14 protein-coding genes are annotated in these 25,070 nt (G+C 39.3%); 3 read left to right on the forward strand and 11 right to left on the reverse strand.

Annotation, left to right across the window (positions count from 1 at the left end; all coding sequences use genetic code 11):
* Positions 1-68: 68 nt before the first annotated feature.
* From J1905_RS20535 to J1905_RS20560, 6 genes are all read right to left on the reverse strand, one after another.
* On the reverse strand, positions 69-2,339 hold the full coding sequence (locus tag J1905_RS20535) for a glycoside hydrolase family 95 protein (protein WP_214229099.1): 2,271 nt from the start codon (positions 2,337-2,339) through the stop codon (positions 69-71).
* Between the two features lie 137 nt (positions 2,340-2,476).
* The gene (locus J1905_RS20540; protein ID WP_214229100.1) at positions 2,477-3,442 is read right to left on the reverse strand and encodes a carboxylesterase family protein; all 966 of its coding nucleotides are present in this window, start codon (positions 3,440-3,442) and stop codon (positions 2,477-2,479) included.
* A 55-nt stretch (positions 3,443-3,497) separates the two neighbouring features.
* Positions 3,498-4,076: a 2'-5' RNA ligase family protein gene (locus J1905_RS20545; RefSeq protein WP_214229101.1), complete on the reverse strand. Its 579-nt coding sequence runs from the start codon at positions 4,074-4,076 to the stop codon at positions 3,498-3,500.
* 17 nt (positions 4,077-4,093) lie between these two features.
* On the reverse strand, positions 4,094-7,405 hold the full coding sequence (locus J1905_RS20550; RefSeq protein WP_250318159.1) for a cytochrome c biogenesis protein: 3,312 nt from the start codon (positions 7,403-7,405) through the stop codon (positions 4,094-4,096).
* A 184-nt stretch (positions 7,406-7,589) separates the two neighbouring features.
* Positions 7,590-9,074, reverse strand: coding sequence for a L,D-transpeptidase family protein (locus J1905_RS20555; RefSeq protein ID WP_214229102.1), 1,485 nt, complete (start codon positions 9,072-9,074; stop codon positions 7,590-7,592).
* A 168-nt stretch (positions 9,075-9,242) separates the two neighbouring features.
* Entirely contained in the window at positions 9,243-11,417 is a 2,175-nt protein-coding gene (locus J1905_RS20560; RefSeq protein ID WP_214229103.1) for a DUF5916 domain-containing protein, read from the reverse strand.
* 210 nt (positions 11,418-11,627) lie between these two features.
* Between J1905_RS20560 and J1905_RS20565 the strand changes: the two genes are divergently transcribed.
* Both J1905_RS20565 and J1905_RS20570 read left to right on the forward strand, forming a co-directional pair.
* The gene (locus J1905_RS20565; protein ID WP_214229104.1) at positions 11,628-12,485 is read left to right on the forward strand and encodes a 3-keto-disaccharide hydrolase; all 858 of its coding nucleotides are present in this window, start codon (positions 11,628-11,630) and stop codon (positions 12,483-12,485) included.
* A 34-nt stretch (positions 12,486-12,519) separates the two neighbouring features.
* On the forward strand, positions 12,520-15,126 hold the full coding sequence (locus tag J1905_RS20570; protein WP_214229105.1) for a DUF7133 domain-containing protein: 2,607 nt from the start codon (positions 12,520-12,522) through the stop codon (positions 15,124-15,126).
* Positions 15,127-15,202: 76 nt separating this feature from the next.
* Here J1905_RS20570 and J1905_RS20575 read toward each other — a convergent pair whose 3' ends face one another.
* The 5 genes from J1905_RS20575 to J1905_RS20595 all read right to left on the reverse strand — a co-directional run bounded on the left by J1905_RS20575 (position 15,203) and on the right by J1905_RS20595 (position 21,905).
* Positions 15,203-16,432, reverse strand: a complete 1,230-nt coding sequence (locus J1905_RS20575; protein ID WP_214229106.1) for a hypothetical protein — start codon at positions 16,430-16,432, stop codon at positions 15,203-15,205.
* Positions 16,429-16,875, reverse strand: coding sequence for a QcrA and Rieske domain-containing protein (locus tag J1905_RS20580; protein ID WP_214229107.1), 447 nt, complete (start codon positions 16,873-16,875; stop codon positions 16,429-16,431). Before J1905_RS20580 ends, J1905_RS20575 begins: the two co-directional genes overlap by 4 nt.
* A 2-nt stretch (positions 16,876-16,877) precedes the next feature.
* Positions 16,878-18,080: a di-heme oxidoredictase family protein gene (locus J1905_RS20585; protein WP_214229108.1), complete on the reverse strand. Its 1,203-nt coding sequence runs from the start codon at positions 18,078-18,080 to the stop codon at positions 16,878-16,880.
* 208 nt (positions 18,081-18,288) lie between these two features.
* Complete coding sequence (locus J1905_RS20590) at positions 18,289-20,643, reverse strand: TonB-dependent receptor (protein WP_214229109.1); 2,355 nt, start codon at positions 20,641-20,643, stop codon at positions 18,289-18,291.
* Positions 20,644-20,657: 14 nt separating this feature from the next.
* Positions 20,658-21,905, reverse strand: coding sequence for a cystathionine gamma-synthase family protein (locus tag J1905_RS20595; RefSeq protein ID WP_214229110.1), 1,248 nt, complete (start codon positions 21,903-21,905; stop codon positions 20,658-20,660).
* Positions 21,906-22,080: 175 nt separating this feature from the next.
* Here J1905_RS20595 and J1905_RS20600 point away from each other — a divergent pair, with 175 nt between their 5' ends.
* Positions 22,081-25,059: a glycoside hydrolase domain-containing protein gene (locus J1905_RS20600; RefSeq protein WP_250318160.1), complete on the forward strand. Its 2,979-nt coding sequence runs from the start codon at positions 22,081-22,083 to the stop codon at positions 25,057-25,059.
* Positions 25,060-25,070 lie beyond the last annotated feature (11 nt).

Raw genomic sequence — 25,070 nt, forward strand, 5'->3', positions numbered from 1 at the left:
CCCAAATAACTCACTATTATCCATAATTAATTCGACATATGTGTCATGCACTATCCTGTCTTTATTCATTACTGACCTACAAAACTGTAAACTTTACCCGCCACAGTTTTAAAGCCATACTTATATCCATTTTCGTCTTTGCTGTTTTTCACTGCAAAAACAGACTTCAAAGCATTAGGTACACGAAGATTACAATCTCCGCCAGATAAAGATTTCACAGACAACTTAACAATCTTTCCGTTTTTCCACTGCATATCAACAATTTCAAAATTACCTCTTGCCTTTAAACCTTTAACATCACCATTTGCCCATGCATTAGGTAAAGCAGGCAACAATTGAATTTCTCCTGTTTGACTCTGCAACAACATCTCTGCAACACCTGCAGTGTAGCCAAAGTTACCATCAATTTGGAATGGAGGATGTGCACAAAGCAAGTTGCTGTAAATTCCACCACCTCCGTTATAATCAGTGCCAGATCCACCAGCAAGCTTAATAAAATTATTAAGGATAACATAAGCATGGTTGCCATCCTGCAACCTTGCCCAGAAGTTCATTTTCCAAGCCATAGACCATCCTGTCGATTCATCGCCCCTTGCCAACAAACTTACTTTAGCTGCCTTAGCAAGCTCAGGAGTTTGAGTAATACTGATCTGTTTTCCAGGATGCAGCGCATAAAGATGCGAAACATGTCTGTGTTTATCAGTTGGGTCATCACGGTCAGTTTCCCATTCCTGTAACTGTCCCCACTTACCAATTTTTGGTTTTAGCAATTTGCTTTTCAAGTCAGCAATATGAGCCTTATAATCTCCATCAATACCTAAAATATCAGCTGCTTCAATATAATTGGTAAACAAGTCGTAAATAATCTGCTGATCATGCGACACACCATCCTCTTTAGGGCCGTGCTCTGGCGACCAACCATTTGGAGCCACTATCGTCCCATCTGGTCTTCTCTTTAAATGATCATCCCAAAATTCAGAAACCTCCTTTAAAATTGGATAAGCAAATGTCTTTAGATAATTTTTATCTTTAGTAAAATCGTAATGTTCCCAAAGCGCCTGTGCATACCATGCACTACCCGGAGTATTCCATAAAAAACTATCGCCTCCAAAAACATTGTTTTCTGTTTTCACTGTCCATCCGCGTACATCACCATATTCTTTCCTGGTATGTAATTTCGCAACTTCACGTATGCTATTTACGTAATCCAGATATGGAACATGACATTCCGAAAGATTAGTAGGCTCAGCAAGCCAGTAATTCATTTGGATATTGATGTTAGAATGGTAGTCGCTACCCCAAGGCGGATTTGAACTATTATTCCACAAGCCTTGCAAGTTGGCTGGTAACCCACCTTTACGCGAAGAACCAATCAACAAATATCTGCCGTACTGAAACAACAACGCTTCTAATTCCGGATCTGCTTGTTTATTATGATTGATAACCCGTGCTCCTGTTGGTAAACTTCGGTTAGCAGCGTTTGTTGCACCTAAATTCAATGATACCCTACCAAATAAGTTTTGGTAATCTTTCACATGATCAGCCAACAACGTTTTATATGGCTTAGCAGCAACTAGATTTAAGATCTGCTTGATCCTAATACCAGGCTCCTCACCTTTCCAGTTTAACTCCCTTTTATTGCTATAATTTGTTGCAGCTGTAAAGATTATGGTAATAGCATCGGCCTTATTAACCTTCAACTTTGCACTTCCGTTTTTATCCGAAATCACAGTGCTCGATCCGTTTTCTATTTTTACTAAAGCAGTCGCCTGATAGGTCATACCATTTCCAAGATGTCCGGTAAACGTTAAAGTTGTACCATCAACAGAAACTTGTGCGCCGTGATCATCTTTAAGTCCAATAACAGCCGAGTAAGCATTTTTTTTATCGGCAGTATATCGAAGAACCATTACTTTGCTCGGAAAACTGCAGAAATACTCCCTGTTAAATTTGATATTGTCCTGTGAATAGTGAACCTTATGTAAGGCGGTATTTAGATCAAGCTCCCTTTTATAATTGGTAAAGCTCGAATCCCTACCCTCAAAATCGATGAATATATCACCGAAAGCTTGGTAAGCTCCCCTGTCGTTTTCATCTCCTGACCATAAGGTATTGTCATTAAACTGAATGTGTTCTTGGCTAACCCCTCCAAAAACCATCCCGCCTATTCTGCCATTACCTATCGGATACGCTTCAGTCATCCAATCTTTGGCAGGCTTATTATCCCACAGTTTTAAGTCCTGTACGACTTGCTCTGTTTTTTTTACCTGAGCAGTCAGACTAAGCTGAAATAGCAGGAAAATAAATAGTGCATAAATTTGTTTCTTGTGTGGTTTCATTTTGTGATATACAGGTTTAGTGTAAAAAGTTCTTCAATAATACCTAAATAAAGCACAAGAAAATTCAGCGATTTTTACATCATCTTAAGGAATTTTAACATAGCACAGGTAATGATCACTGATAATACCTATAAATTTTAATCACCAATCCTCTTATAGAAATACTGTCTGTCAGCATTAATTAGTAGCTCCCTTTTGCGATTTTTGCCGGAAAACACAACATCCACCGGATCATTTTCATTTACAAAAAACTTATCATTTGCATAAGGCTTAAGCTCAATCACACCTTTTTTCCTAATCATAGTAACTATTCCGGTTGTAACGGTAATCTTCAATGTATCATTGGCGAGATCATTATAATAAGAACCCTGATAAGTATCCAATATTTTCTGATCTACACGAACCTTGCTGTATTTAAACTTTTTGATGCCCGACATCCAGGTGTACAAACTATCTGTGTTGTAAGCTGAAGTCCAACTATCATGACCATCCTCAGGAAAAATAGTGAATTTAACTTCCGGATTAATAGGCTTCAATGCATCAACCATATCCTGACTCTGTTTTAGCGGAACAATATTATCTTTGCCACCATGAAAAACCCAAACTGGTGTATGTCTAATGGTCCAAACTTTAGATACATCCCCACCCCCACAAATCGGTATAACTGCAGCAAACATATTAGGGTATTTCATAGCCATATCCCAACTACCATAACCGCCCATGCTCAAACCGGTTAAGTACAATCGATCCTCATCAATTCTATATTTCTTCTTAATGTCCTTCATCAAGCGCATTAAATCCGTGCTTTCCCAACGTTCTCCCTCTGGAACTTGTGGCGATACCACAATAAAAGGAAACTGTTCCCCATTGGCGATCAGCTTCGGCAAACCATTTACCGCCACCTTGTTTACATCATCTCCACGCTCACCGCTTCCATGTAAAAACAATACCATAGGAAATTTTTGTTGATCGTCTTTGTTATAGTTTTCAGGTAAATAAAGCAGGTACTTTATTTCGTTGATATATTTTTCCTGAGTTTGCTGGGCAAAAGCAACGCTACACAACAAATTGAAAACGATAAGGAAAGAGAATAGGAGTTTCATATTAAACAATTTAATAATCAGACTCTTAATATACGAGAATGTTACCAAATTATATCTAAAACAATGACAATTGCTCATCTGAAAGCTGGCTAGGCTTGCTTTGAAATACAAACTCTTCAATTACGACAAACTGGCTATTACCCTCACGAACGCGAAGAACTATTCTGTCGCCGCAAAAGTTTAGATTTATTGCCTTGGACATAAAAAAGGTGTTTGCCACAGATAATTTTTCTGCATCCAGCTTTCTACCTATTGTTATATGAGGATTAGAACTGCTATGAGTCAACTTAACTTTCAGTCCTTTCTGAATCCTCTTCATAAGTGGCTTAAGTATAGTTTCCGATTCATTGTCCGGCAATAAACAAATTACACTATTTACCCCTTTTTCAAATGCACCTAGATGGTCAAATGTTAAGTTCAAAGGTGATTCAGTATCGCAAATATTATGTAGTTGAGATTTAACAACCTCCAATTGCCTTTCAGAATCTGCATTAAATTCACAAATTGTGATATGGGCTTTTGAATTTCTACTTCCAAACCAACCAATTAAGGAGGCCAGGTCATCCTTCAAAGCCCTCACCTCATCCATTACAGTTCCAAAAGGATATATCGCTACTGAATAAATCTTACTCATAACTTAAAGATATGAGATTACTTCTTACTCCTGGCCTTATACCTTTTATAAGAAACAAATGCCAATGCAAAAACTACCGCCAGTGTAACATACACCCACGAAGGAATCGGTACAGGATCACCCTGCGCATACGAGTGCAAACCAGTTAAGTAGTAATTCACCCCAAAGTAAGTCATGATGATACTAGAGAAGGCCAAAAGTGACAACAAGTTAAACAAGTACTTACTTCTTAAGCCTGGAATTAAACGAACGTGCAACACAAACGCATAAACAATAACTGAAATAAACGCCCATGTTTCTTTCGGATCCCAGCTCCAATAGCGTCCCCAACTCTCATTTGCCCACACACCACCTAAAAATGTACCTACAGTAAGTAAAAACAAACCTACCGTTAACGACATTTCATTAACAATTGTTAGCTCAGTTATCGAAGCCTTAACCTTTGCACCAATTTTATTGTTATCAATCACATAAAGTATCAATACCACCGTTCCAATCAATCCACTTAAACCAAAGAAACCATAACTAGAAGTAATAATTGCTACGTGAATCATCAGCCAGTACGACTTTAACACAGGAACCAATGGAGTAATCTGAGGATTCATCTGAGAACCGCCATGCGCAAAACCCATCAAAATCACAGCAATTAAACACCCCGCAGCAGGTATAAACGCATTACTGTTTCTATACATCAGCAGGCCAGATAAAACACCTATCCAACTGATAAACAATACTGCTTCATAACCATTACTCCAAGGCTCATGCCCCGAAATGTACCACCGCGCTCCCAAACCAACAGCCTGCAAAGTTGCGGCAATGCCAATCAGTATTAAAACTACTTTAACCAGAGTATCAAGCGATTTAGAATTCTTAAACAGCTTCATAAAGGCAAGCGAAAGTATCACTACCCCTAAAATGGCATAAGTAATCATCAAATTCAGGAATATATTCCATGAATTATAACTGATTTCCCATTCTATTTTCGACTGTGAAGGCACTACACTCTTACCATATTTTTGTTGTGCATCACTAATATCTTTCAACGCGGCATCAGCCGAAGACCAGTTACCCGATACTTGCGCTTCATTTACAGACCTAACATAACGACTAATAGCACTTGGTTTAACCGAAATACTATCCAAATCAGTGATCGTCATAGCAATCCAGGTATTATTCGCATCACCAATAATTGGAGAAACACGTAAATACTGACCATAAATCAATTGCTCCATAGCTTGTAGCTTATCATTCAGATCAATCACATCTTTATCATAACTATTCTGTTCAGCCGGTTTCTTAGCAAATGCCTTTGCATAAGCGTCCTTTAATCTAAACTCAGCAGTTCCATCAGGATTAATCTTTATCAGATTTACCATCGAAGTATAACCTTCAGGACTCGCATTCACAGTTTTAAGTAAATCAGGACCACCTTTAGTATTTACCTTAATCAACGGAACGTTGATCCAGTTAAAAGGCATCGTCGAAATAGACAAGAAAAACTGATTAGCGTTTAACGTATGGAAACGATCCTTACGGTGTAATTTCCTAAGGATTTCAAGCGCCATCGTATTAACAGGCTCAATCCTACCATCAATATTTTGCACCAATAAATGGCCAAATTTATCAGCATGAGCCGCATCAATTTTAATAGACGAAGCGAATTGTACCGGATCTAAAGTTTTAGTCGGCAAAAACAGTTGCGTATCATTATGCTCATGTTTGTGTTCAGATGCGCCACTATCACCCGGCATCACAGCATTAGCCGCACTTGGTACAACATTGTGATTATGGTCGTGAACCTCACCATTTTCATGAACATGAGTAGTTGTACCATCAGTACCGTGCATATCTATCTTCTGACTAAAAGCTGCGCCAACAGGCAGGAAGAAAAGCAACAACAACAATGTTTTCGATTTAGAGATCGTTTTTAACTGCTCATTTAATTTCGAGAAATGAGTCCCTTTCCAGAATAGCGTAACAAACATGCCTAAGAAAAGTAAAATATAACCAACATAAGTAACGTTTGTACCCAACGAATCATGGTTTACAGACAAAATAGTACCTTTTTCATCCTCATCAAAACTTGCCTGAAAAAAGCGATAGCCCGAATGATCCAACACATGGTTCATAAATATTTTATACGGTGTTTCATTAGCTCCATCCATAATCATTACATCAGAAGAGTAAGAGGCCGGACTATTACTACCCGGATATTTCTCCATCTTAAAATCTACCAATTTAAGTTCAAATGGCGCTTTATATATCTTAGATCCATAAGCCATGGAAATCCTTAAACCACCAACTTCGCTTTGATGCTGGAAATTCGTCATCCCTTTTCCGCCGTAAAACGAAACCGTATCAACAGCAGTTGGTGTAGTGATTTGTACTTTCACCAAATCTAAATCATGCTCATGAGTTCTCTTATCTCCCTCAAAATACATAATACGACCCGGTATTGCAGGCTCAGGAACAACAAATGCTAGTCCTCCATAAGTATACAAACTTCTTAAATTGAAAGGCTGAACAACATTATTACCAACAACAGGTTTTCTTTCCTGTGTAGCCATAATCATATAATTACCCTCGTATGGAGAAGAAATCTGAAGCGCACCACTTGCATCTGATATATTAATTGCTCCCGGAGTTTCTTTGTTAAAAGAAACCAACATGTTCTGCATCAACTGCACACCACCTGTAGGAATATATTTATTTACACGTTTACCATTTTCAAGTACAACAAGGTGTAAGGTTGGCTTACCAGTAGTTCCCCGAACTAATGAATCCTGTGCTCTTGCATAAAAATCGACAACCTTTAACTTAACACGCTCTCCATTGTAATCGTACTCAGAGGTAAACGTCTTTTTAAAAGGCTTTAAATACACCGGAATGCGGTTAGAGGTTAAATTAGCAGGCACATCATCATAAGCAAGCGCCGCGTCATCTTTACCTATCTGCACCTTAATAAAGGTTTTATCAGAAATAATATCTTTACTAGATTCGCCTTCTCGGATGTGCATTGACCCCTCAAAACTTATGTATCTGGTGATATATCCACCAATAAAAATGAGCACAAATGCAAGGTGGAATACCAATAAAGGCCATTTCTTACGTTGCAAAAGTTGGTACCTGCCAATGTTCCCAATAAAGTTCAACACCAGAATTACCATAATCAATTCAAACCACCAACAGTCATAAATTAGTGCTTTAGCGACTGATGTGCCATAGTCATTTTCCACAAAAGTGGCCATAGCCATAGAAAAAGCATAAAGCAACAACATCACACCCGTGGTACGGGTTGAAACGAGAATTTTACCTAACCTTTGAATCATTATTATTGTTTCTGTTTTTATTTCTACTGATAAGATTTTCTGAGCCTTACCCGAAAAAATGATTTGTGTATTATAATTGGTGGCAAAGATGCCCCTAGCAAATCAAAAAAAATAAGGGTAAATGAATTTATGGCAAAAATAAGACTAAAATCTATGTCATTCTCACAAAGAAATTACAGAAGCACTAATAAAGCTGAGAAAACGGAAAAGATATCTTCCTATACAAAGCATCATCCAAACTATAGATATCCTTAAAAACACGGACCTTCCCTTTTTCATCAACCTTGGCTGTACAGTAGTTAATCCAAACAGGTATTTTAACAGCCAGTCCGATATATTTTGCTTTCGGATAACCATTAGCCATTCCTTTCTTTATCTGATCAAACTTATCACCTTTACCAAATAACGCATAAGCTAGGTTCAAAGGCTGTTCCACGCGCACACATCCATGACTTACCGCCCTTACATCTTGCTTAAAGGGCGATTGCACAGGAGTATCATGCAGATAAACACTGCTCTCATTATTAAATAAAAACTTAATCCTGCCCAAAGGATTCTGCTCGCCAGGTTGCTGTTTAAAAGAATAAGCACCTGTTTCTTCAGTTTTCCAATCTATCGATTCAGGGTCATAAACCTGCTTGCCATTTTTATACACATTGATATCGTTATTGGCAAAATAGTACCTGTTCCTTTTAGCATAATTAATAATCTCGTTGCTGGCAATACTCTGCGGGATATTCCAAACCGGATTGATCTGTACACTATAAATCATGCTAGCCAATTGCGGAGTTTGCTTATTCTCTACTGGTTCTCCCACACAAACCTTCATACTAAGCACCGATTTCCCACTATCTATTACATTCAATGTAAACTCCGGAATATTTACCACTACATACTTCTGGGCTGCAGGTTTGTTTTTCCACCTTAATCGTTCCAGATTTACTACCAGCACACGATACATGGTATCATTTTCTACTCCACTTTCTGCTTTAAGTGCCTTTTGCAAAGCGATGTAATCAGGCTCTTTTGGCTGTACACTATCCAAATAAGTTTTAATATCCTTTACTTCTAAGACCTGCATAATACTCATACTATCAGGTCTCAATGTTGGTGTGCTGTAATTTGAGTAAACCCTTGCCGGGTCTACAAGACCAAACTGCATGGCTATACTATACTTTATCATTACATCTGCCACTAGCAATTCCAACTCCATAGTATTCCGATAAACCTCTCGTTCTTTTACCCGCGATTTTTTATCACTATAACTACCTAGCAAATCTTTTACACGGCTTATTGAGAAAACTTCTGGCGCTATTCCATGGAGATTAGCATTTATCAGGTAATCCTCTAAGGTTTGCAATTGATGCTCTGGCATAAACCTGGGGACAAGAACAGGCTGATAGTTGTTGCTTTTATAAAAAGAGTCTATCAGATCCGGATAGCTGAAAGCAAGATGTCGAGCCTCAAAAATCTTTTTAAACTCAGTAGCTACATCTATCCTATCTATTTGTTTAATAACGGGAGAGGCTACCTTATTTAGCTTAACTGGTGGAATTGAATTAAAACTACGTTTAACTGTACAAGAGAGACAAAACAGTGCACAAGTCATTACAATAATGGCTGTCTCCCTCCAAAAAGGGAGTTTGAGGGGGTGATCTGTCTGAAACATCTCGATGAGATTTGCTTAAGTCTAACAAACAACCGTTATAAGTTGTTTTATGAAATCACTACTGACAAGGCATAAAACAACCCGCAACAAATTAATGCTGCAGGTCATTTAAATTAACGCTCTCATCACAAACGTACTCACCAATTATGAAGATTTGATGAAGATTTGCTAAATATTTAGCCAATACACTAATTTCACGACTAAAGCCCTGTTTTTCACAGCAAAAGGTTCTGGCAAATAGTTATCAGTATAAACAATAAATAAGTCAGATGCAGGGCGATACCTCCATTGGAACCTGGTATTCACGTTCATATTCTTCATTTGTTCATTGTATTGTACAAAGCCGGTAAGAAACAATGTATTTGTCATGGTCACATCCAACCTCGGCCCTACCAACCAAAAGTCGTTATACCCCCATGGTTTTGGCATATCCAGCTTATTATAATTTGCACTGAGGGCAATACTAACATAAGGTTGAAAACGATAGCCAAATTCACCACCTAAGGTTAATCGCTTACCATCGGCATAGTATCCGCCATAGCGAGCGTTTAAGGTATAAGTGAATAGGCTCGAAGGTTTAGAAGCATAATCGACCCCAACAGTACTCCAGTTATGTTCACTTCCGGCTACCAGCGTATCTATCTTTGTACTTACAGGATCAAATGGCTGCAACAATTTAATATAAGTACCAGATCCCCATACAGTAAGTGTATTTCTACTTCTAAATACCACGCCATAAGAACCCAATAGTTCATTGTCGGTGCGATGCATATTCTCATCAAAGAAATTGGTTGATGAAATTTGGGGACCATGGCTCAGCACTGGTCCTTTTTTAGGGAAGAAAAGACGCGTAACTTGAGGTGCCATTTTTATATAACCCTGACGTGGCACATAACCTACCTCGGCAGTATAATTACGCCCCACATATTCATGCTGCCAACTAATATTCCATTTACCGCTTGTGTATTGTAAATTAGCAGCGTGTGTCCAATCACGGCCAGTTTTTCCGGGGCTAAACGATTTAAGTACCATTGCCTTTCCGGTCCAGAAGTTATTTGCCGAAGCAAGATTATATTCCATCCCGAAGTTTCTATTGTACTTGGAGTAAGTGGCTGTACCAGGTGTCAAATCACCTGGATTATAGTTTAAAGATTCCTTGTTGATCAATAAAAAGCCAACATTAGAACGGGCAAACACACGACGCTGCAATGCCGCCACCGTAAAGTTCTGAGCAGGTAAAGCCGTTGAGCCCTGCTTTTCTGTTTGCATACTCATTACACCCAATCTCCAGTCCTTATTTAATTTACCACTTAAGCGTGCTCCAAATTTAATGGGCACTCCTAATCCTATTCTTCTGGAAAAGAATGGGCGAATGCCCGAATATCCGAAATTGGTAAACTGATCTCCGTTTTCCAGGAAAAACTGCCTTCTTTCAGGATAAAACAACTCAAATCTATCTAAGTTGGTTACTTGTTTATCAACATCAACCTGCGAAAAATCGGGGTTTACAGTAAGGTCGAGATTTAGGGAAGAGGTAATAGCCACCTTTGCATCAAGCCCTACATCTTTACGCCATGTTGCTGGCTTATCGGCCTGAAAATCCTTAATAACACCACCAAGTGCATAGGGAATTAAAGAAACAGTAGTACCTGGATCTGGCGGAGGCATATCCCACACCAATGTGCCGGTATAGGCTAAAGAAGCTGACGGAAACTGTCTTGGCACTGGTGCCCAGCTACTTTTCTCGGTGGTTTTTAGATCGTTCCGGCCAAAGTTTATTCCCCATTTGGTTATACCTTTCTTATATCTGATACTTTTAAAAGGGATTACAGCTTCGAAAACCCATTTATCCGGATAGTTTTTTACTACAGAATGCCATTTATTGTCCCAACTCAGATCTACCTTTCCTCCATCGTACATCAGACCATCCCATTGTGCTCCGGCGGCATTGGCACCAAAGGCGAAACCATTGGTTTGATCGTCGAAAGGATCCATGAACATGATAAAATTGTCATTCTTAAGAAAGGAAAAGTCACGACGCAGAGATTCCACCATATAAGATCCGGGTGCACCATTATAGTTTACTACTGATAAGTAAAGGTTTTGTTGATCGTAGGTCATCCGCACATCGGTACGCACTTTTGCATAGCTGGTATCCATTGGCAAAATCATATAGAAATCAGATGCTACATCTGCATCTTGCCATGCTTGTTCATCTATAGCACCGTCTATTTTGATGGTTGATGAAGCTTTGTTGATTTTTAATTGATAAGCATCGTTCTTTTTTTGAGCTGAAAGAGATAAACAGAAGAAACAAGCAACTAAAAAGAGGTTAATTCGCACGGTAGGTTTGATTCGGTTAAGAGGACCAAAGTATAAAAAAAAGAAAGGGGCTGCAACATCACAATTGTAACATAATCAAGATATTGACGCCTCTATTCTTAAAAACATTATAAAAATTAACAAAAGTATAAGCGGAAATAACAAAATATCCCTGCGTAAAAAAGATTATTCATAAGTTTACGCTGAAAAACCTACACATAAACCACAATAATGAAACAAAACTTCATTTCTTCAATGATCAGGGTGGCGATTACCCTGAGTTTACCCCTTGTTTTCTTAGGCTGTTCAGTTAAACAGCCATCACCCAGCCCAAAATGGGAACAACTTTTCGATGGAAAAGACCTAAATGGTTGGGATGTTAAGATTAGAAAGCATGATCTAAATGATAATTTCGGGAACACTTTTAGTGTTAAAGACGGAAATATTCAGGTTAGATACGACAAGTACACCGACTTTGATGAGCAGTACGGTCACTTGTTTTACAAAAAACCTTACTCGTATTATCTGATTGGAGTAGAATATCGTTTTACAGGTGATCAGGTAAAAGGTGGACCAGGATGGGCATACCGCAATAGTGGTATCATGATTCATGGTCAGGATCCCAAAACGATGAAAAAAGATCAGGATTTCCCTAATTCTATCGAAGTTCAGTTGTTAGGCGGCGCAGGTAATGGCGAGCGTTCAACTGCAAACCTTTGTACCCCAGGTACTCAGTTTGTAAAAGATGGTAAAGTGATTAAAACGCACTGCATCGAATCTAACTCTAAAACTTTTAATGGCGAACAATGGGTACGTGTTGAAGTACTTGCCCTTGGTGACTCACTAATTGTACACTACGTTAATGGAGAAGAGGTATTGCGTTACAACAGACCTCAATTAGATCCTGTTGGTGGTGCTGCAGAAGGTCAGCTTTTAACAGGCGGTTCTATCTCGTTACAAAGCGAAAGCCATCCGGTAGATTTCAGAAAAGTTGAAATCATCAACTTAGAAAAATATGCCAAAAACCCTGCTAAGCTACAAGAGGTAGTTCAAAAACTAATGGCAGAAAAAAGAGTAGCTAAACAATAACACACTTATAGTAAACACCTAATAGAATACACAAATGATTAAATTTTCTTTAAGTCTTATTTATTCTCTGGTATTGTTCCTGGGATTAAAAAGCTTTTTTGGCGAACCTAAAACTACTTCTTTTGATCCACCTGAATTAACAATCACTCCATTTGCGGGGCCTGATGTTACGCCCAGTCCGGCTTGCTTAGCCGTTGCAGCAAGCGGCGAAGTTTTTGTTGGCGTTGATATGATTGGATCTTTAGGTAAAGATCCTAATAAAGGTCGCATCCTTAAATTGATTGATAAGGACAATGATGGTAAAATGGACCAGCATATAGAATTTGCTATGGTTGATAACCCTCGTGGTATTATTGCTCAAGGCGATAAGGTTTTTGTATTACACACTACCTTCTCTAAAGAAACAGGTAAGGCTACAGGTATGGACCTGGTAGTTTTTGAAGACAAAGATGGTGATGGTAAGGCCGATGGCCCTGCTAAACCTCTTATCGAGCACATAAGTAATGCTAAATACATTCAGGAACGTGGAACTGACCACGCTACTAATGGAATTAGAATGGGTATCGACGGATGGATTTATATCGCTGTTGGGGATTTTGGTTTCCATGATGCAGTAGATCGTTCTGGTAAAAAAATGACCATGCTAGGTGGTGGTATTGTTCGCGTTCGTCCTGATGGAACTGAAATGGAGGTATATACTCATGGAACTCGTAATGTTTACGATGTTGCTATTGACCCTTACATGAATGTTTTCACTAGAGAAAACACGAATGATGGTGGTGGCTGGAATGTGCGCTTCTCGCACCATATCCAATCTGGAGAATACGGATATCCTGTATTGTTTCAACACTTTACTGATGAGATATTACCAGCTCTTGTAGATGTTGGTGGTGGTTCTGGTACTGGCGCATTATATATGAGCGAGCCAAACTGGCCTGAAAAATACAACAATGTACCAATGATGGCTGACTGGGGAAGAAGTATGTTGTATATCCACAGAGTTACAGCTGATGGCCCTACTTTCACTCAAAAAGAAGAAGAGTTTATTAAACTTCCTCAAATTACAGATTTAGATGTTGATGGTTCTGGCCGTCTTTATCTTGCTGCATGGGATGGCGCTGGTTATTCTGGTAGCCCAAGCAAAGGTTATGTAGTTCGTGCCGTGCCTAACAACTTTACTTATAAAGCATTTCCAAATGTGGCAAAAGCTTCAGTTAAACAATTAACAGAATTGCTTAAATCTGGAAGTGCTGTAGGTCGTTTAAGTGCTTCGCAAGAGTTAATTGCACGTGCTAGCAAACAAGCTACCGCTGCTGCTTTAAAAGTTGCGTCTGACAAAAAACTTCCTTTGGAAGTACGTGTTGCAGGTATTTTCACTTACGCACAAGCTGCAGGAGTGGATGGAATTCCTGCTTTGTTAGCCTTTGTTAAAGAAGATAGCGTCAGAGAATTTGCTTTAAAAGCACTTGCTGATCGTAAAAATAACTTACAAAATGTTCCAACTGAACCTTTCTTAGCTGGTCTTAAGGATGCTTCGCCACGTGTTCAGGCAATTTCAGTTATTGGTTTAGGTCGTTTAGGTCATACAGAAACGGCTTCTGCCCTATTGCAGACTAAAGTTCCTGCATCATTTGTACAACCGGCTAAAGATGTTGAAGGTCCACATGCTACGCCTAACTCGGCTATCGTGTTACCTCATTTAGCTGTTCAGGCATTAATAAATCTTAAAGCTGTTGATGCTACTGTTGCCGCTATTAATGGCGAAAACTCAACTATTGCATTATGGACTTTACGTTACATGCACGATCAGAAAGCTGTTGATGGCTTAATTAATGCTTATCAGAAATCTTCTGATGATAAATTAAAGAAACAGATTCTAATTACTCTAGCTCGTCTTTATAAAAAAGAGGATGTTTATGATGCTTCATGGTGGTGGGGAACAAGACCGGATTCTCATGGCCCATACTACAAAGGCGTTGTTTGGGTAGCTTCTCCTGCTATTGAAAATTTCTTAAAAGGAGAGTGGGAAAAAGCAGATGCTAATGGCAAAAAATTCTTTACTGACTTAGATGAGCGTAACCGCATGGATATTGCTGCATTTGGTGTTGAAGACAAAGTTGCAACTGTTGAAGAGCCTAAAGTAGATCTTGAAAAAATCAAGAATCAAAAAGGTCAGGTTGGTAAATCATCTATCGAGGATGTTTTATTGGCCATCAATAGTTTAGATGGTGACGCGGTTAAAGGTAAAGCATTATTTACCCGTCAGGGATGTATTGCTTGCCATAGCATTAGCAAAGGTGAAAAAATGAAAGGTCCATTTATGGGACAAATCGGTTCAATTATGAATCGTGAGCAAATTGCTGAATCTATCCTTAAACCAAATGCATCAATTTCGCAAGGTTTTGCTACTGTGATGATCTCTGCTAAAGGAGATAAAACTTACATGGGCTTTATTACTGAAGAAACAGCTGTTAAGGTTGTAATGCGTAATGTTGCCGGTGAAGTTTTCACTATTAAAGCAAGTGATATTTTATCTCGTAAAGAAATGGATTCATCTATGATGCCTGCAGGTTTAGCTAACTCATTATCATATGAGGAACTTGCTTCGCTTGTAACTTTCCTTTCTCAGCAAAAGAAATAAGGATTAGTAATTAAACTTTTATAAAAAATGCCCTGTAGAGTTTCCTACAGGGCATTTTTAGTTAAGTATGCTTTAGTTAAAAATAAGTAGACAAGCCGAATTGCAATGCTGAAGTTCTGGCTGGGGGATTACCCAAAAGATCCTTTTGCCACTGCGCCCTGTAGCTAAACCTCAATACTGTTTGAGGTCGTGGCCTAAAGCTAACGCCAGGCATTATACTCCACAATTCATCGCCTATATTTCCTCCGGTTTCTCTAAATTTCCCAATGTTCCAATCAACATATTCTAATCGGCATGCAAGGCTTAAGGTTGCATTTTGCCAACCAAGCATATTCCTTTTTAATACCGGCTGTACAATATCTGCAAAGCCACCTTGCTGTTTGTTGCCAAATTGCTGCGAATAGGTTGTCGGAACATCTACTTTTATCCAGGCCCATTCTGCAGTAATAAAAGTATTGAGTCTTGGCAAGGTCGTATTAAAATCGATTGCGAATACATCCAATCTTCTTTTATCATCTACAACAATCCCATCGTTTCGCCATTTATTATAGGCTCCCCCCATATAAGAGAGCCCAATTTCACCTATCTTATTGTGTCTGACAGCCACTTTACCGGTCAGCAGAGGTTCGCCACTTGCCATTTCCTCAAACCGCTCTGCGTTTTCCTTAGCAGCCGGCAAGAAGGTTTTGTTTTCGCCATTGGCGATAATTGAATTATCAAATCCGCTTGATGCATAAAGCTCGTATCCAAACATCCAATCAGTATTGTAATATTTCCCGTAGATACCAAATCCAGCATTGCTCCATGTTGCAGGCAACATTTGGGTCATAGCAATTGGACGATCGGTAAACTCCCATTTAGGGCCGTCGTGATTTTGATTAAATGCACCTATTGGATTCATGATCATCCCCCCTCTTAAGTTCAGCATGGGATGTAGCTCCAGATCTAGGGCTGCAAATTCTATGGCTATTTCTTTCTCGGCAGGTTCAAATTCTATTTCTGATAAGAATTTGATGCGTTTGCTAATGGTTGAAGCCACAAACAAGGTCATCCTTCTGAATTGAAACTGGTGTCCATCAGAAACTCCATCTGTTCCCTGGTATTGCCAGTTTGCTTCCATATAGCCACCAACGGAGACAGGTAATTTTCCGACAGTTATAAAGGGACGCTCATAAACAGCATCCATATTTAAGATTTGTTTTGTAGTATCTCTTACAGGGCTTTTCAAAAGTTTAGGATCAATCTGAGCCCGCACAGAAAAACCAGTGATGAGAATGAGGGTTAATATAGTAACTAGTTTTTTCATACCGCTTTTAGGGAAATTTTTAGTTGATCCTGTTCAACAATTATTGGAAAAGTGCGCAGATTCGCATCTGCAGGGCCATGTTGCATCACGCCCTTATTGTCGAATTCACTACCGTGAGCTGGGCATTGGAGTTTATCACCAAATACCTGCAGTTCTGCTCCCAAATGCGTACACTCCAACCACAAGGCTGTAAAAGTGCTTTCATTAAAGCGATACACACATATTGGATATTTTAGTTGATCGTTGTTGATGACAACATATCTCTTGAATTGTTTTTTCTTGCCCTGCTTCACTTCAAAATCAGCTAATGGCACAACCAGATCATCACCGGCTATTGCTCCTGTTGATATTTTAGCAGTTGCACAGCCTTCTAAAAGTGTAGAAATTCCTATACCTCCTAAGCAGGCAAAACCACATGTTTTTATAAAATCTTTTCTTTGCATGGTTATAGTGATTTTAAGAATTTAATGAGGTCATTTTTGTCGTTAGCTGAAAGCTTTGCAAATTTATCTCTGGATGCTGTAGCCTCGCCACCATGCATCTGTATAGCTTCTTCAATGCTTTTTGCTCTTCCATCATGTAATAAGTGGTACTGTCCACCTTGTGAATTTATTGAAAGACCTAAGCCCCACAGTGGAGGTGTGCGCCATTCGAAAGTTTTTGCTGATCCTTCTGTGTATCCATCATCAAGCCCCGGCCCCATATCATGCAAAAGCAAATCGGTATATGGATGAAATTCAGTATTTGATAAAGCTACAACTGGTGAAGGCCCTGTTTTTAAGGTTGGCTTATGGCATCCAGCGCAGTTGATTTGATTGAAGATTAGACTCCCTCTTTGAACAGCCGGGTCATTTTGATTCCGCTGAATAGGTGCTTTGAGCGTTTGCAGGTAAAATACCACATCGTTTACTGTTTGCGTGGAGATCTCAGGATCAATTGCCAGATGCGTATAAACATCAATAGGATCGTAACTAGAGGTTATACCTATATCCTGATTGTATGCATTAACTGTTTGGTGTAACAAGTTATAGGCTGCGCCTTTTTTACCAAAGCGATGAATATATTTTCCGTCTTTAGGGATAGCATTAGCAGGTGGGACAACATATGCTGCTAAGTGACTGTAGTTAGGCACACCCGAAATCCCGTCATTGTCTTCGTCATTAGGATCGGCCATTGCCAAAATATCAGCATCAGAAACAAGTTCAAAGAAACCCAATCCGGTATTTGCCGGCGGAGTAAATTTGGAAAAAGTAGCACCTGCAGGTATTTGCTCTGGCTTATACCCTGGTATTGCCCTGTTCTGTAATTGGGGACCTCCCTGATGTAGAAATTTGTTTCCGGTTTCATCAACCTGACCAAAACGGGTAAGGGTGGTGAAAGGATGTCCTTTACCATCGCCAGCATGACAACTACCACAGCTAGTGGCTACAAACACTGGCCCAAGTCCTTTTTCTGGTGTAAATATTTCATCATTGAATGCCACATCGCCTAGTAAAAAACGCTGGCTTTGCTCGTAGGTTAATCCCTCTACTGGTCCATCGAGCAGTTCGTCTTCGGCAGGTGCCGATGGCATAATCTTCTGACAGGCCACCATTAAGGTAACCAAACTGAGGACAAAGCCGAAAATAAGAAGTAATCGTGTTGACATATTTTATAATTATTCTGTAAATCTAATTATAAAAAAAGACAAATCTAATATTAAATTTAGATTACTCTAACTTTAATACACATAGCACGCTTACAATCATTTAATCTTGTCATCATCCCGGCCTTAGCCATGATGATGACAAGATTTTAAGCAACAAAAAAAGCCCAGGAAAAATGCCTGGGCTCCTTTATAGCTATAAGTATATTTCTTAAAATCTACCGATTAATGAAATCCCATATGTTTTTGGATTACCCAAATGGGCAGCACCGAAATCATAAACATAATCTACATATGTTTTATTGGTCAGGTTTCTTCCCCAAAAGAACACATCAAATCTTTTGTTAGTAACACCAACTTTAGCATTAAACAAATGATAGCCCCTTTGCTCAAATCTGTTCTGAAGATCGAAAAATTGATCCCCAACAAATGCCCACTCACCACGTGCAATTAAATTCAGCTCATTAAGGCCTTCAATCTGATAGCTGTATTGCAAAGCAAACATTGAAGTTAAGTCAGGTGTAAAAACCTGCTTATTACCATCAAAATTTACAGTCTGCTTGTCTACTGGCAAGCTCAGCGATTTATATTTTGCATCAGTATAGCCGAAGTTATAATCAACACTTAATCCTTTAACTGGTTTGGCCGAAAGCTCAACTTCAATACCCTTACTACTTAATTTTCCGGCATTTCTGGTCACTGTTATTGCATCTGGCAAGACTAACACAGGGGTCTGCGCATCTGTTAACTTCACGTAAAAAGCGGCAACATTAATACTTAAACGCTGATTGAAAAAGGTGTTTTTAGATCCTACCTCTATATTATTACTGTACTCAGGTTTATAAGCAACCAAAGGTTTTATATCTGGATCAGAAACCAATTGTGTAAGTCCACCAGCGCGGAAACCTCTGCTGTAAGTTGCATAAAGATTATGATCGGCTGTAAACGAGTAAGCAAGGCTCACTTTTGGTGATAATGCATTAAAATTAGCTTTACCAGTGGTATCTTTTGGAAAAATCATAGCATCCTCACCCGGCACCACTAACTCTCCTACTACACTTTGTTTTTTATGCTCATAATCGAAACGCAAACCTGCCGTAGCCAATAACTGATCTGTAATAGCATAGGTAACTTGTCCATAAGCCGCTAATCCAAAGCTTTTACCTCTATTAACACTAACACTCAAAAGATTTGGAACAGGTGCACCTACAGCTTCACCATCTTCGCCAAAAAACGTCCCCTGTTTTACAGGGTTATGTTGGTAAAACCCATACACACCACCTACCCACTTAAGCCTCGAATCTGATGATGAAGGCGAGCTGAATTTAAACTCTTGCGTTAAAACCTGTATTTTGTTCCAATCTTTACCGTAGTTGTTAATAACCGTGATACCATCTATCGGAGAGAAATCACCATCTATCGGCATATTATAATATCTATAATTAGACTGATATGCACTTTGCGAAGTAAAATTGAAATCCTCGCCAGCGTAATTTGCAGATAAAGACACATTAAACAGGTTGTCGAACATGGTGGTTAAAGCATTCTGATTTACTTTAAAAGGATTACTTAATGCATCGCCAACAGAGGTTGCTAATGGAAAAGTCCCATCATTACGGTTCTCGTTATGTTTAACATTTAAAGTTAAAGCAAACTTTGAGCTGCCTTGAAATTTCAGGTAATAATTACCTAAGTATCCATGCAAACGGTCAAATTTAGAATTATTAAACTCATTGGTATAAAACCCACTTTGTCTATTAACCAAGCCTGCTGCACCAAAAAATAGCTTATCCTTAATTAATGCGGTTCTGATGCCTGCGCTGTAACGTTGCTGACCATAGTTACCAACATCAACACCTGCAAAACCGGTTGTATAATTTGTAGGTTGTTTGGTGATGATGTTAATTACACCGCCCATCGCATTTCTTCCGTATAGTGTACCCTGAGGACCACGCAATACTTCTATCCTTTCCACATCAAACAATGAAGCGATATAAGTATCCAAGCCAAACTGGTTTACACCATCAATATAAGTGGCTACCGCTGGATCGTAAGAAGTTGTACCAATCCCTCTGATGGAGGTTACATTTCTTCCGTCGCCGGGATTACTGCTATAAAGATTTGGAACGATAGCTGTTAAGTCTCTAGTATTCTGAATCCTGTAATTGCTAACTTTTGTTGATGATAAAACTGATATACTGGCAGGAATGTTCTGAACATTTTCTTCAGTTTTTTGTGCAGAAACAATCACTTCATCCAACCTCAAGTCAGCATCTTCTAAAGTAACATCAAGGTTCTTGTTGTAATCGGCTACGAGTTTATTTACCGCAGCATAACCTACAGCTGTAAATCTTAAGTTCAATTTACGCGAAGGAACATTCACAATTTCAAACGAACCCTTTAAATCTGTAACCGTACTTAGGTTTGTATTTAACACTTGTACCGTTACGGCAACAACAGGAACTCCTTTAGCGTCTTTAACTGTTCCTGAAATCTTATTTTGTTGTGCAGTCGCTGCAAAACAAATGAATATGCTTAAACACAAGCATGCTAGTATTTTGTTCATTATATATCAGCTTATTAATTAGAAACAGCGGCAAAAGCAGCGCTGAAATCTCCAAGAAGGTCTTCAATATCTTCGATACCTACCGACAACCTCACCATAGAATCAGGGATTCCCATTTCATCGCGTCTTTCCTTACCTAACTCAAAGAATATGGTATGAGCAACTGGAATGGCAAGTGTACGGGTATCACCAAGATTACTTGATTTGATCACCAATTGAAGTTCATTCAAGAATTTAAAGCAATCGATACCATCAACAAGTGCGAAACTCATTAATCCGCCATAACGAAGGAATAAATCAGAAGCAAGCTCATGCTGAGGGTGGCTCTTCAATCCAGGGTAATAAACTTTGCTAATTAAAGGATGCTTATCAAGGAATTCGGCAAGTGCAGCAGCATTACTACAAGCGCGCTCTAGCCTTAAAGCAATGGTTTCAGCACCTACAGAAATACTGTGTGCTGCTTCAGGGGCAAGTGTACCACCGCCATCACGTAGTCCTCTTTTTCTGATCTGCGTTAAACCTTGCATTTCCGGACGGATTTGCTCGCGGATTATTGGCGCAATGTTCGGGAAGTTAAGCCAGTTAAATAAGCCGGTATCAGTTACACTTCCACCTAATGCATTACCATGACCGCCAATATATTTAGTTAAAGAGTTGATAACAAGGCTCGCCTTTACTGCAACCGGACGGAACAAATAAGGAGAGGTCATGGTGTTATCTACTACATAGATTAATTTTTTGTCCTCACAAAAATCACCTATAGCACCAAGATCTGCAACCTGAGTAGCAGGGTTTGCAATGGTTTCTACAAATACCATTTTAGTGTTTTCCTGATAGGCATTTTTAATATTCTGAACATCTGTTGCATCAACAAAAGAGATATCCAGACCCAAATCCATATAAGTCTGCATAATACTTCTGGTATTACCGAACAGATATGAACTGGCAATAATATGATCCCCTGCTTTCATTAAAGCAAGAATAGTTGAAGAAATAGCGGCCATTCCGGTCGAAAAAGAGACAGATGCCAGGCCTTGTTCCATTTGAGTTACTTTGTGCTCAAGTGCGGTAGTAGTTGGGTTACCCTGACGAGAGTAAGCATAGCCCTTTGTTTTGTTTTGAAATACATTTACTAATCCCTGGACATCATCGTATCCCCAGGTTACTGCGTTATGAACAGGTTGATGTAATGCACCGAATTCTGGCTTCAAAAGACGGTCTGAATGAAGTATGGTAGTGGTAAATCCTTTTTTATTGCTCATTTAAACTTAAATTATTCAAGAAAACAAACTTCCATCTTTTATTTTAAAAAAAAGACGTTTTACGTAGGAAATTCTGCAATCGGCTCAAAAAAACTACTACTAACAAATAACATATAAGTCCTTTACCAGTCTATTTACAGAATGGTTACTTTTACCTCTAAATCTAAAAATAACAATGAAACCATCTTTAGTAGTCATTTTCATCTTATTCCTATTTACAGGAGTTAGCGCTCAACAAATCAAATATGGTATCGCAAACGACAGTTGGAACCCGGATTCTTTAGGGAACCACAGGGCTGTCCTAACGGTAGGTGGAGCAGGGAATGTAGCCAAGGCAACTATCGAATGGAGACGGAGAGATACCCATCCAGAGCTTAAGGACATCTGGGTTGTTGATGCCAAAACAAACAGCAAAATCGCAAACGTAAAAGCTCTAAACATTAACAGAGAACAAGGCACAGTTTATTTTGAGCCAACATCAGGCCCGGGCACCTATTACCTTTACTACATGCCTTACCAGGTAGAAGGTCGTTCGAATTACCCAAATGCGGAGTATAGAAAAGCAACAGTTAGTCAGTGGCCAAAATCGACAGTTAATGCTATCCCGGCTAAGCTTGTACGCATAGAGGCCATTAATGCCATGAGCAGTTTTTACCCTATGGAAGTGATTGCCACTGCAGCAGAAACTAAGGCCCTGATTAAACAACATCCTCAAAAGGACTATTTCGTTTTTACAGAAGACAGGCTTAATCCTATAAAGATGCAGAACGATCTGCCACAACAATGGATTACCAAAGGGCTTAAAAACAACTTCTCAGGAACTGCTTCAAAAGGAGAAAACTACACCTATCAGCTTGGCATATACCCGGTTAAAAAAGACTTAAGTGATGTTAAAGTTGTTTTTAGCGATCTAAAAAGTAAAACAGGCAAAGCCATTTCTGCAAAAGCATTTTCTTGCTTAAACACCGATGGCGTTAACTGGGATGGCAGTCCATTACATAAAACAGTAAACGTAGCCAAGAACAAAGTTCAGGCGCTGTGGATACTTGCAGATATTCCAAAAGACATTAATGCAGGTACATATACAGGTACGGTGACCACTACTACCAAAGGATCGGCCAGTACAACCATTCAAATTTCATTAACGGTAAACAACACAGTTTTAGCTGACGGAGGTATAAATGAACCTCAAAAACAAACTCGCTTAAAGTGGTTAAACTCCACCATGGCAGAGAAAAACGAGGTTATCGCACCTTACATCCCTCTGGTTATAAAAGATAAAACCATTGCTTTACTAGGCCGACAGTTTACTATAAATCAGGATGGTTTACCTGCTCAGATCCAAACCTTTTTTACGCCAGAAATGACTGAACTATCTGCTACGCCTAAAAACATCCTAGTAGAACCGGTTCATTTTCATGTAACCAGATCAAACCATAAAGACATCAAGTTTAATACTCCCGAAATTGCCTTTACAGATAAACAAGCTGGTATTGCAAAATGGACTGCAAAAAGCACATCTGATAGTTTAAATATGGAGGTAAATGCGGCTCTTGAGTTTGATGGTTTTGTATCCTACACCGTTAAGTTCATCGCCGTAAATGATATAAAACTAGACAATATCAGTCTGCACTTTCCTTTCAGCCCTCAGGCTGCAAAATACATGATGGGCCTTGGTCAAAAAGGCGGTTACAGACCAGATTCTTTGAACTGGAAATGGGACGTGGCCAACAAAAACCAAGATGGCGCATGGATTGGTGATGTGAATGCAGGTGTGCAATATTCATTAAGAGACAACCACTATGTCCGTCCTTTAAATACCAACTTCTACTTACAGAAGCCATTATTATTGCCAACATCGTGGGGTAACTATGGTAAAGGCGGTATTAAAATCGCTAAAAAAGGACAGTCTATATTGGCCGACAACTACAGCGGAGAACGCCTAATGAAAAAAGGCGACACCTTATATTACAACTTCACGTTGTTGATTACCCCTTTCCATCCTATCAATACTGATTTCCAGTGGAGCAACCGCTTTTATCACAAGTACAACAACCTGGATACCATTAAAGCAACAGGTGCAACACTAATAAATATACACCACGCCACCCCTATTAACCCATTCATCAACTACCCATTCATTGCCCATAAGGAAATGAAAAGCTATATTGACGAAGCGCATTCAAAAGGGCTTAAGGTAAAAATATACAATACTGTTCGCGAATTATCTAACAGCGCTTACGAAACATTCCCATTGCGCAGCTTAGGTCACGAGATTTACTCGCCAGGAAAAGGTGGCGGTTATTCATGGTTGCAAGAACACCTTGGCGACGATTACATCGCGGCATGGTATGTTCCGGAAATTAAAGATGCAGCCGTAGTGAATAGTGGAATGAGCCGCTGGCATAACTACTACGTTGAAGGCATGAACTGGTTGGTTAATAACGTTGGCATCGATGGCCTATACCTTGATGATGTTGCCTTCGACAGAACAACCATGAAACGCGTAAAAAGTGTGCTTACTCAAAATGGGCACCCAGGCATTATTGACCTTCACTCGGCAAACCAGTACAACAAAAGCGATGGTTTTAACAACAGTGCAAACCTGTACATGGAGCATTTCCCTTACCTAAACCGCTTGTGGTTTGGAGAGTATTTCGACTACGAGAAAAGCAGTCCTGATTTCTTTTTAACAGAATCATCGGGCATACCTTTCGGTTTAATGGGCGAAATGCTACAGGACGGCGGTAACGCATGGCGAGGAATGGTTTATGGCATGACTAACCGTATGCCATGGAGCGACGGCGCAGATCCGCGTGCAATATGGAAAGCTTGGGATGACTTTGGTATGCAAGGCACTAAAATGATCGGCTATTGGGTAGAAAACAATCCTGTTAAAACCAATAACCCAGATGTAATTGCCACCATTTACAAGAAAGACAACAGTGTACTAATAGCGCTTGCAAGTTGGGCTAAAGAAGATACCAAAATAAAACTAAACATAGATTGGAAAGCATTAGGAATTGATCCTGCAAAGGCAACGATTACTGCTCCTGAGGTTAAAAACTTTCAACCCACTAGAACCTTTTCGGCAACCGACGAAATACTGGTTACAAAAAACAAAGGCTGGATCATTGTTGTTAAACAAAATTAACTTGTAACATT

Source organism: Pedobacter sp. B4-66 (assembly GCF_018492665.1).
Lineage (GTDB): Bacteria > Bacteroidota > Bacteroidia > Sphingobacteriales > Sphingobacteriaceae > Pedobacter.